The 10,749-nt window shown below is 71.5% G+C and carries 9 protein-coding genes; 7 read left to right on the top strand and 2 right to left on the bottom strand.

All coding sequences use genetic code 11. The features are described 5' to 3' along the window. Window positions 1-663: PEP-utilizing enzyme (locus P1P70_RS32485; RefSeq protein WP_319244181.1), on the top strand; the 663-nt coding region annotated here is incomplete at its 5' end. Then, window positions 663-1,553: a hypothetical protein gene (locus tag P1P70_RS32480; protein ID WP_319244179.1), complete on the top strand. Its 891-nt coding sequence runs from the start codon at window positions 663-665 to the stop codon at window positions 1,551-1,553. The genes P1P70_RS32485 and P1P70_RS32480, both read left to right, overlap by 1 nt. 392 nt (window positions 1,554-1,945) lie before the next feature. On the opposite strand, the gene gndA is transcribed toward P1P70_RS32480, so the two are convergent. Continuing rightward, window positions 1,946-3,385: an NADP-dependent phosphogluconate dehydrogenase gene (gene gndA, locus P1P70_RS32475; protein ID WP_319244177.1), complete on the bottom strand. Its 1,440-nt coding sequence runs from the start codon at window positions 3,383-3,385 to the stop codon at window positions 1,946-1,948. Between the two features lie 335 nt (window positions 3,386-3,720). Here gndA and P1P70_RS32470 point away from each other — a divergent pair, with 335 nt between their 5' ends. Next, complete coding sequence (locus P1P70_RS32470) at window positions 3,721-4,854, top strand: transglycosylase family protein (RefSeq protein ID WP_319244175.1); 1,134 nt, start codon at window positions 3,721-3,723, stop codon at window positions 4,852-4,854. Window positions 4,855-4,939: 85 nt separating this feature from the next. Here the strand turns inward: P1P70_RS32470 and P1P70_RS32465 are convergent, their stop codons facing one another. Then, complete coding sequence (locus P1P70_RS32465; RefSeq protein WP_319244173.1) at window positions 4,940-6,082, bottom strand: DMT family transporter; 1,143 nt, start codon at window positions 6,080-6,082, stop codon at window positions 4,940-4,942. 229 nt (window positions 6,083-6,311) lie between these two features. On the opposite strand from P1P70_RS32465, the gene P1P70_RS32460 reads away from it, so the two are divergent. From P1P70_RS32460 to P1P70_RS32445, 4 genes are all read left to right on the top strand, one after another. After that, a complete protein-coding gene (locus P1P70_RS32460) occupies window positions 6,312-7,052 on the top strand; it encodes a (2Fe-2S)-binding protein (protein WP_319244183.1) in 741 nt (246 codons plus the stop codon). Between the two features lie 95 nt (window positions 7,053-7,147). After that, a complete protein-coding gene (gene glgA, locus P1P70_RS32455; protein WP_319244171.1) occupies window positions 7,148-8,299 on the top strand; it encodes a glycogen synthase in 1,152 nt (383 codons plus the stop codon). Between the two features lie 55 nt (window positions 8,300-8,354). Beyond that, window positions 8,355-9,575, top strand: coding sequence for a glucose-1-phosphate adenylyltransferase (gene glgC, locus P1P70_RS32450; RefSeq protein WP_319244169.1), 1,221 nt, complete (start codon window positions 8,355-8,357; stop codon window positions 9,573-9,575). Between the two features lie 165 nt (window positions 9,576-9,740). Next, window positions 9,741-10,749 (top strand): wax ester/triacylglycerol synthase domain-containing protein (locus P1P70_RS32445; RefSeq protein WP_319244167.1); only part of this gene is annotated, 1,009 nt, incomplete at its 3' end.

Genomic DNA, 10,749 nt, shown 5'->3' with positions numbered 1-10,749 from the left:
GGCGACATCACGCCTCCCCTCCCGTCCTCCCGCCGCGCGGGGATCCTCTCCCCGGGTGCCCTTCCGCCGCGCGAGGCCCTGCGGCTGCGGATCCGCTGGGTGCAGGAGCTGCAGGTCAGGTTGGTGCGGGAGGCAGCGCGCAGGTTGCTCGTCCGGGGTGTGCTGGGTGAGGTCCGGCGGGTGGGGCTGCTGCGGTGGAAGGAGTTCGTGGGCGCGCTGGAGGCCGGTGGGCTGCCGGGGGACTTCGCGGAACGGCTGCCTCGGGCCGCGTCCGCTCCGCTCCCGGACCGGTTCCGGCTCGCGGAGGGCGGTGTCGTCGTCGCCGAACGCACCGCCGGGCGTCACGGCGCGGGAGACGGGGACGGCGGCCGGGGTGTGTCCGGTGGCAGGGGCGTGGGCATGGTGTGGGACGGCGAGGGGACCGGGCCGCAGGACGCCGTGCTGGTGGTCCGGACGCTCGATCCGGCGCTGGCCCCGCTGCTGCCGCGCATCACGGGGCTGGTGGCGCAGACGGGCAGCCCGTTGTCCCATCTCGCGGTGCTCGCCCGGGAGTTCGGGGTGCCGGCCGTGGTGGGTGTCGACGACGCGGTGCGCCGTTTCCCGCCGGGGACCCGGGTGACGGTCGACGGTGGCTCCGGCGACGTGCGGGCGGAGGGGTCGTGATGCGGCGCCTCGCCTACCTCTTCGGGGGCGCGGCGGCCGTCGGCGCGGGCGTCTACTTCGTCGTCTACCTCTACCGGTGGCAGTGGCAGCGGGCGATCCTCAGCGGGGTGTTGCTCCTGATCGTCGGGGTGCTGCTGCTCGGGCTCGTGCTGCTGGGGCGGCTGGCGCGGATCGAGGAGCGGATCAGGGAGAGCGAACGGCGGCAGCAGGACGCGTTGGCCAGGCTGCGGCAGACGCGCACCGGTGAGCGTGGCGACCGGTTCCGCTGGCTGGAGGATCCGGCGAGTCGTACGTATGTCTTCGTGCCCGTGCTGTTGATCACCGGTGTGGTGCTGTCGGGGATCGCCTGGCTGGTGCAGCGGGTCGCGTCGGTCACGGCCCGGCCGGCGGCGGAGCGGCACCTCGCCGGGCGGCTGGCGGTGCTCACCGCGCCCGATCCGGCGCCGGACGCCGATCTGGAGGACACGGCTGCGCCCGGCGGCGGCCAGGGGCGGGGGCGGGCAGCGCGGCTGATCACCGTCGGCGTCGGCGTCGGCCTGCTGGTGTCGCTGGTGGTCGGGCTCGCCGACCTCACCCAGACCAGGAAGGAGGAGCGGAACGGGGCCGAGGCGACGTCCGTACTGGTCCGGGTGGACATGCGAGGTGTTCCCCCGAGCGCCGAGCGGCAGTCCATGGCCGCTTCACAGGCGTGGGAGCGCTGTCGTAACTCCACGTCGGTGCCGTTGCGGCGGACCACGCTCGGCGAGCTCGGCGACGGGCTGTTCGCGGGGGTCGTCCGCCCGTCCCTGACCGATCACGACCGTCTGCGGTTGCGCGGCTGCCTGGAGGACGCCGACGTGGACCGTGCCCATCTCACCGTGGTGGGCATCGGTGACGCGGACGAGCCGTGATCTCCGAGGATCAGCCGATCGAACAAGAACACCGCAACCACCGCAATCACCGCAATCACCGCAATCACCGCAAATGACGTGAGGTGGCACACAAACAGACAGAACGCTTACGTCGGGCGGGCTACGATGCCGGACAGACCCCCGTCCCCAACCCCCCGGGCCCGGACCCGGTCCCGGGCGAGCCCAAGCCGGGCCCGCTGTCGTAGGGGAGTGGGCCGAGCGGTGGACAGAGCGGTGGACAGAGGCGTGTGGCCCGGCGTGAACTGCTCACGCCGGGCCACAGGAAGAAGGTTCAGGGGCTCGGGGAACCGCGTGACCCGCCACGACCGACCCGCGGTCGCCGACGGATCAGCACCTCCACCTCCTGGGACCGAACCCCGGTCAGACGGTCCTCAGGCCTCGACCTCGTCGCGGCCCTGCCCCCACAGCGTGTGGAACGACCCCTCCCGGTCGACCCGGCGGTACGTGTGCGCCCCGAAGAAGTCCCGCTGTCCCTGCGTGAGCGCCGCGGGCAGCCGCTCGGCGCGCAGCGCGTCGTAGTACGCCAGCGCCGCCGCGAACCCGGGAGTGGGCACGCCCTGGCGGGTCGCCGCGACGAGCACCTCGCGCCAGTCGTCCTGCGCCGCCGCGATCTCCTGGGCGAACGTCTCGTCGGAGAGCAGGCTCGGCAGGTCGGGCCGGGCGTCGTACGCCGCGCGGATCCGGTCCAGGAAGGCCGCCCGGATGATGCAGCCGCCACGCCAGATCGAGGCGACCTTGCCCAGGTCGATGTTCCAGTCGTACTCGACGCGCGCGGCGTCGATCTCGTGGAAGCCCTGGGTGTACGACACGATCTTGGAGGCGTACAGCGCCTGCTCGACCCGGTCGGCGAAGGCGCCCGCCTCGGCCGCGCTGAGCGGTGTCGCCTTGGGACCGGCCAGCGAACGCGAGGCGTCGCGCAGCGCGGCGTGGCCCGACAGCGAGCGCGCGAAGACGGCCTCGGCGATACCGGACACCGGAACGCCCAGGTCCAGCGCGATCTGGACGGTCCAGCGGCCGGTGCCCTTCTGCTCGGCCTGGTCGACGACCACGTCCACGAACGGCTTGCCGGTGGCCGCGTCCACGTGCGCCAGCACCTCGGCCGTGATCTCGATCAGGTACGAGTCGAGGCGCCCGGTGTTCCAGGTGCGGAAGATCTCGGCGATCTGCGCGGGGGTGTAGCCGGCCACGTCGCGCAGCAGCTGGTACGCCTCGCCGATCAGCTGCATGTCGGCGTACTCGATGCCGTTGTGGACCATCTTCACGAAGTGCCCGGCGCCGTCCGGACCCACGTGGGTGACACAGGGCGCGCCGTCGGCGGCCTTCGCGGAGATCTTCTCCAGCATCGGGCCGAGGGAGTCGTACGACTCGACCGGGCCGCCCGGCATGATGCTCGGCCCGTTGAGCGCGCCCTCCTCGCCGCCGGAGATGCCGGCGCCGACGAAGTGGATGCCCTGCTCGCGCAGTGCGGCCTCACGGCGGCGGGTGTCGGCGAAGTGCGCGTTGCCACCGTCGATGATCATGTCGCCGGGCTCCAGGAGCGGCGCGAACTCCTCGATCACCGCGTCCGTCGGTCCGCCCGCCTTCACCATGACGACCAGGCGCCGGGGGCGCTCCAGCGCCTGGACGAAGTCCTTGGCGGTCTCGGCCGCGATGAAGTCGCCCTCGTGCCCGTGCTCCTTGACCAGCGCGTGGGTCTTCGCCGCGGAGCGGTTGTGGACCGCGACCGTGTAGCCGTTGCGGGCGAAGTTGCGGGCGAGGTTGCTCCCCATGACCGCGAGGCCGGTGACGCCGATCTGGGCTGAAGTGCTCATACGGTTGGCTCCTATGGATCCTGATATCGGTGGTGCCGTTCCTGCCCGCCAGTATTGTCCTTCCGGCCATCCTGACGTGCACCGGCCCCGTCCGCACTGCGCGGTCTGCCGGGATTGAGTACGCGGGAAGGGCCCTGCCTGCCTCAATGGGGCGCGCAACCCGACTCATTGCGCGCCGTCCCTGGTCACTCGCGCGCCGGACGGGGGCACTTACGCGCCGGATCAGGTTGCTTACCCGCCACACGCGGGACGGGAGCGGCTGAATTTTCGTCTTGTCCTGGCCGGTTCGCGGCGCTTACTTTTGCGGCTCACTGCATAGGCGAGGGGGATACTCCATGGCCGTACGCGGTCGGCACCGGCGGTACCAACCGAACAGGATCAACCGCGCCTCACTCACCGTCACGGCGGGCGGCGCGGGAATGGCGCTCCCGCTGATGGGCACCGGCGTCGCGGAAGCGGCCGATGTCGAGACGTGGGACAAGGTCGCGGCATGTGAGTCCACCAACGACTGGAACATCAACACCGGCAACGGCTACTACGGCGGTCTGCAGTTCAGTCAGTCCACGTGGGAGGCCTTCGGCGGCACGGCGTACGCCGCCCGCGCGGATCTGGCCACCAAGGAACAGCAGATCGCCATCGCCGAGAAGGTCCTCGACGGCCAGGGCCCCGACGCCTGGCCCGTCTGCTCACAGCGTGCGGGCCTCACCCGGGGTGGCGACGGGCCCACCCGCCGGATCGGGGACGTGAAACCGCAGACCACGCCCCAGTCCCAGGCCGGCAAGGTCGAGATGTACACGGTGGTCCGTGGCGACACCCTCTCCGAGATCGCCGACTCCCAGGACGTCAGGGGCGGTTGGCGCAAGCTCTACGAGGCCAACCGCACGACCATCGGCTCCGACCCGAACGTGATAATCCCCGGCCAGCGCCTGAGCCTGCACACGGCCGGCCAGAAGCAGGACCAGAAGCAGCAACCGAAGCAAGAGAAGAAGCAAGAGAAGAAACAAGAAAAGAAGCAGGAGAAGAAGCAACAGAAGCAGCAGGCGTCCGAGAAGCGGCAGGAGTCCGCGTCCCTCGTCGCCCCCGTGAGCGCCTCCCTCGGCACGCCCTACCGCGCCTCGGGCTCCTCCTGGTCGAAGGGCTACCACACGGGCGTCGACTTCCCCGTGTCGACCGGCAGCACGGTCAAGTCCGTGGCCGCCGGCGAGGTGGTCACCTCGGGCTGGGGCGGCTCCTTCGGCTACCAGGTGGTGATCCGGCACACCGACGGCCGGTACTCGCAGTACGCCCACCTCTCGGCGATCTCCGTGAAGACCGGGCAGAACGTGAGCGCCGGACAGCGCATAGGCCGCTCCGGTTCCACGGGCAACAGCTCGGGCCCGCATCTGCACTTCGAGGTGCGGACGGGGCCCGGCTTCGGCAGCGACATCGATCCGATCGCCTATCTGCGGGCGGGAGGGGTTCGGATCTGACGCGGTGGCCTCACGTGGTGGCCTCACGTGGTGGTCTGACGTGGTGGTCTGACGTGGTGCGGGAGGCCCGGTCCGGGCCTCCCGCTCAGGATTTCACGCGGTCGCGATGCCGATCGAGAAGTGCCCTGGGCACATACGGCTCATCCTGGAAGGGCAGCGGCAGCAGTCCGTGAGGGGCGCCCTCCTCGTCCGCCACTCTGCTCCCCAGGAACGGCGCCGGTACGACCACACGCTGCTCCAGGCCGATCGCGTCACCAATGCCCGGCACCCCGGCGGTCTGCCGCGGAAGCCCCGCGAGCAGCTCCTCCAGCGCCAGGGAGTCCCGGTCGGCGGCCGTGACCGTCGCGTCTTCCCGGGCCCCGTCCGTCGCGCCTTCGCCGGCCCCGTCCGCCCGTACCTCGTCGGCGAGCCGCTCGGTGGTCAGCAGGATCAGGCCGCCCGCCGCGACGACACCGCAGCCCAGCGCGAGCAGGGTGCCGGTCGTGCCGTAGCGGAACGTCTCGCCGAACATCGTGATGCCGACCGCGGCCGCCACCACCGGATTCACCACGGTCAGGGTGGCGAGCGGGGCCGTCAGACCGCCGCCCCGGTACGCGGCCTGGGACAGCAGCAGACCGGCCGTCGCGAAGACACCGATGACCGCGAGGGTCGGCAGGTCGGAGAGCGCGACGCCGTCCGTCCAGTCGACGGCGACCGTCTTGGTGAAGACCGAGGACATGCCGAACGCGACGCCGGAGGCGGCCGCGAGCAGGATGCTGCGGACGGCCGGATGCCGGTGCGCCGCGCGTCCCGCCACCATCAGCGCGGCGATCGCGCCTCCGCTGACCAGGGCCACCCCTACCCGCTGGGCGTTGCCGAGCGACTGGGCATCGGCCGCGCCGACCAAAGAGAGCAGGCCCGCCAGACCCACCGTCGCCATGATCGCGCCCCGCCAGGCCGTCGCGCCCGCCCTGCGCCCCACGAAGAGCGCCGCCATGGGCAGCGCGAAGACGATGGTCAGCGCACCGAGCGGCTGCACCAGGCTCAGCGGGCCGTAGGCCAGGGCCACCACGTGCAGCAGCCCGCCGAGGCCGTTCAGCCCGACGGCGGCCCACCACACCGGACGGCGCAGCGGCGCGTAGGACTGGCCGGGGGAGGACACCGCGACTCGCTCCTGCACGATCGCCCCGCCCGCGTAGGCCACGGCGGAGACGAACGACAGCAGTACGGACAACGCGAGGGCGCTCATGTGCGGCTCCTCAGCGAGGCGCGGGGGCTTCCGGCCCGGCGCGGTGGACGCTCGGCTTTCATGGTGACCACGATGCCCCCGGACACCCCTCCGCGTCGTCGTACCTGAGCACTCAATAGGTCCTACTGCCGTTGGAGTACGGGGGACCCGCCGTCATCCCCCAGAGGGGCGACACAGGGTGCAGGCCGCCTCGTCGACGCGTACGCGGGTCCTGGTACTACTCGTCCTCGTGGATCACGACCCCGGCCTCACCGCCCTCTCCGCCCTCGGCGACTTCTTCGTACTACGCACGGGACGACCCACGCACGGCGGACCGCCCACGCTCGCGGAGGCCTACGCGGCACGGGGTGCCGATGTGGAACGGGAGGTTTACGCGAATCCCGTAATTTTCCGTGTCCGGAAGGTCGCGCGGAGTCTTCGGGCGCCCGAGCCACGCGTGGCCGCCTCCATCGCCCACCTCGGCTTCGCCGCCCGTCTGTGGTCGGTCGCCCTGGGGGCGGCCGCGCTGTACGGCCGTGTCCCCGACCTCGATCCCCGCCTCATGCGTTGGGACGCCGACGCGAGTGCCCCGGACGAGCTGTGGCTGGCCGAGGTGCGAGGCCTGCCCGCCGAGCGGATCGGCCAGGTCGTACGGGAGGGCCACCTCGTACCGCTGGCGGCGGCCCTACGTGCTCAACTGCGGCTTTCCGAGCGCCTGTTGTGGGGGAACGCGGCCTCCGCGCTGATGGGGGCCGTGCGTCAGATCGACCACTGGGCCGCCGTCAACGGCCGTACCGAGGTGGCGAGTCGGGCCCGCGCACTCGCCACCGACCTGTTCGCGCACCCCGATCTGGCCGGCACGCTCGACCCGGCCACCCGTCGCCGCCGCAGTTGCTGCCTCCACTACCGGCTGCCCGGCGGGGGGCTGTGCGGCGACTGCTGTTTCGACCGGCCGCCCGGCACGCGCTCCCACCGCGGTCCTCGCTCCTGACCCCGGGTGGGCGCCCGCGCGAACATCGTGCTCTTCCGCAACCGACCCTTCTGGGTGACCATGTGGGAACCAGCCGCTGAGACAGGGGGTTCCGGGTGCGAGTCGGCCTGCTGACCCGGGAGTATCCGCCCGACGTCTACGGCGGTGCGGGCGTCCATGTCGAGTTCCTCGCCCACGAGTTGAGGTCCCTGGTGGACCTGGACGTGCACTGCTGGGGCGAGGGCGCCGCCGGCGGTGTCGTACGCCACCGGCCCTGGTCCGCGCTCGACGGCGCCAACGACGCGCTGCGCACGTTCTCCGTCGACCTAGCCATCGCCGCCGGCCTCGAAGGCCGCGAACTGGTCCACTCGCACACCTGGTACGCCAATCTGGCCGGCCACTTCGGCAAGCTGCTGCACGGCGTCCCCCATGTGATGACCGCCCACTCGCTGGAGCCGCTGCGCCCCTGGAAGGCCGAGCAACTGGGCGGCGGCTACGCCCTGTCCAGCTGGGCCGAACGCACCGCGATCGAGTCGGCCGACGCGGTGATCGCCGTCTCCGGCGCCATGCGCGACGACATCCTCGGCAGCTACCCCGCCCTGGACCCGGGGCGGCTCCATGTCGTGCACAACGGCATCGACACCTCGCTCTACCGGCCGGACCACGGCACGGACGTCCTCGACCGCATCGGCATCGACCCCGGCCGCCCGTACGTCCTGTTCGTCGGCCGCATCACCCGGCAGAAGGGCGTGCCCCATCTGCTGCGCGCCGTACGGGGCATCGACCCGGCCGCACAGGTCGTGCTCTGCGCTGGCGCGCCCGACACCCCGGAGATCGACCAGGAGTTCCGCGACCTCTTCGCGGAACTGAGCCGCGCGCGCGAGGGTCTGTTCTGGATCCCGCAGATGCTGCCGCGCCCGGACGTGATCCAGCTCCTCACCCACGCGGCCGTGTTCGTCTGTCCGTCGGTCTACGAGCCGCTCGGCATCGTCAACCTGGAGGCCATGGCCTGCGGCACGGCCGTGGTCGCCTCGCGGGTCGGAGGTATACCGGAGGTCGTGGAGGACGGCGTCACGGGCCTGCTCGTGCCGACCGAGGACGACTTCGAGAACGGGCTGGCCCGGGCCCTGGACTCGGTGCTCGCCGACCCCGTGACGGCCGCCCGGATGGGCGAGGCCGGCCGGGAGCGCGCGGTGCGGGAGTTCGGCTGGGACGCGGTCGCCCGGCGGACGGTCCGGCTTTACGAGGAAGTCCTCAAACAGGGGTAGTCACAGGGCAGTCAGGATCAGCGTTCGGCACGACCGGGCGTAGAGGGGCGGCGGCATGCGGCGTGGTGGACCTTCGGTGCTGGGAATCGTACTGGCGGGCGGTGAGGGCAAGAGGCTGATGCCCCTCACGGCAGACCGTGCGAAACCAGCGGTGACTTTCGGCGGCACGTACCGCCTGGTGGACTTCGTCCTGTCCAATCTCGTCAACGCGGACATCCTGCGCATCTGCGTGCTCACGCAGTACAAGTCGCACTCGCTGGACCGGCACATCACAACGACCTGGCGGATGTCGAGCCTGCTGGGCAACTACGTCACCCCGGTCCCGGCCCAGCAGCGGCTCGGCCCGCGGTGGTACCTGGGCAGCGCCGACGCCCTCCTGCAGTCACTGAACCTAGTCCACGACGAACAGCCCGAGTACGTGGCCGTGTTCGGCGCCGACCACGTGTACCGCATGGACCCCCGCCAGATGCTGGCGCAGCACATCGAGGGCGGGGCGGGCGTGACGGTGGCCGGTATCCGGGTGCCGCGCGGGGAGTCGTCCTCCTTCGGTGTGATCACGCCCGGCTCCGACGGCCGGACCGTCGAACGCTTCCTGGAGAAGCCGTCCGACCCGCCCGGCCTGATCGATGACCCCGAATGCGTGTTCGCCTCGATGGGCAACTACATCTTCACCACCAAGGCCCTGGTGGAGGCGCTCCAGCGGGACGCGGAGGACGAGGACTCCGTACACGACATGGGCGGCTCGATCCTGCCCCAGCTCACCGACCGGGGGGAGGCGCAGCTCTACGACTTCAGCGCCAACCACGTACCCGGCGAGACCACCCGTGACCAGGGCTACTGGCGGGACGTCGGCACCCTCGACGCCTACTACGACGCCCATATGGACCTCATCGCCGAACGCCCCGCCTTCAACCTCTTCAACCGCAGCTGGCCCATCTACACCAGCTCCGGCCAGCTCTCCCCGGCCCGCTTCAACGCGGGCGGGATCGCCAGTGAGTCGATCATCAGTGCGGGCTGTCTGATACGCGGCCAGGTCACGCGGTCCGTGCTCTCCCCGGGGGTCGTGGTGGACCCGGGCGCGGTCGTCCAGGGCTCGGTCCTGCACGACAACGTCCACATCGGGCGGGGCGCGGTCGTCCGGGGCGCGGTGCTCGACAAGAACGTCCAGGTGCCTCCGGGGGCCACCATCGGAGTCAACCCGGAACGGGACGCCGAGCTGTACACCGTCTCCCGGGGCGGAGTGATCGCATTGGGCAAGGGGCAGCAGGTGCCCTAGCCCTTCAGGGTGACCACCGTGCACACAGATGTCGCATGAGTCCCGCCTTTCTTTAAGGGCGGGACTTAATCTGTTGTTAACTGTGCGTAGCTTGATCGTACTTGACCGTAATCGGCCAACAGCGATTGACTACCGACTCACCCGTCGTCGACGCGAGGCAAGCCCTTGACTTCTGACCTGCTCGCCCCCCTCGACCTTGCGTTCTGGAACATCGAGTCCGCCGAACACCCCATGCACCTGGCCGCCCTCGGCGTCTTCACGGCGAACTCGCCCACCGCGGGCGCCCATGCCGCCGAGCTGCTCGCCACGCGGTCCGCCGCGGTGCCTGCGCTGCGGATGCGGATCCGGGACGTGTGGTTCCCGGACGTCCGGCTGCCCCTGGCGTTCGGCGGCGCGACCCGGGAGCCCGTCGCCGACTTCGAGCCCTTCGACCACGTACGGCTGCACGCGCCGACCGCCGACTTCCACGCGGTGGCCGGACGGCTGATGGAGCGCCCGCTGGAGCGGGGCCGGCCGCCGTGGGAGGCACATGTGCTGCCGGGGGAGGACGGCACCTCCTTCGCCGTCCTGTTCAAGTTCCACCACGCCCTCGCCGACGGGCTGCGGGCGCTGACGCTCGCCGCGGCCGTCATGGACCCCATTGACATGCCCGCGCCCCGGCCGCGCCCCGCCGAGCCTCCCCGCGGTCTCCTCCGCGACGTGCGCAAACTCCCCGACCTGGTCAGAGGCACTCTCTCCGACCTCGGGCGCGCCCTCGACATCGGCGCGTCCGTCGCCCGCACCACGATCGACGCGAGCCTCGGCGCCCGTTCCCCGGCCGCGCTGACCTCCGCGGCGAGCGGCACCCGCCGTACCGCCGGGGTGCTGGTGGACCTGGACGACGTGCACCGGATCCGCAAGACCGTCGGCGGCACCGTCAACGACGTCCTGATCGCCGTGGTGGCGGGCGCGCTGCGCCGGTGGCTGGACGAGCGGGGGGACGGCAGCGAAGGGGTCGCGCCCCGGGCGCTGATCCCCGTCTCCAAGCGCCGGCCGCGTACGGCGTACCCGCAGGGCAACCGGCTCTCCGGGTACCTGATGAAACTGCCGGTGGACGATCCGGACCCGCTGCGGCGGCTGCGTACGGTGCGGGCGGCGATGGACCGCAACAAGGAGGCGGGGCCGAACCGGGGGG

The sequence above is a fragment of the Streptomyces sp. MB09-02B genome, assembly GCF_033794485.1.
In the GTDB taxonomy this organism is placed as follows: domain Bacteria; phylum Actinomycetota; class Actinomycetes; order Streptomycetales; family Streptomycetaceae; genus Streptomyces.
Note: the sequence above shows the minus strand (reverse complement) of the source record. Positions and strands in the feature narration are given on the sequence as shown.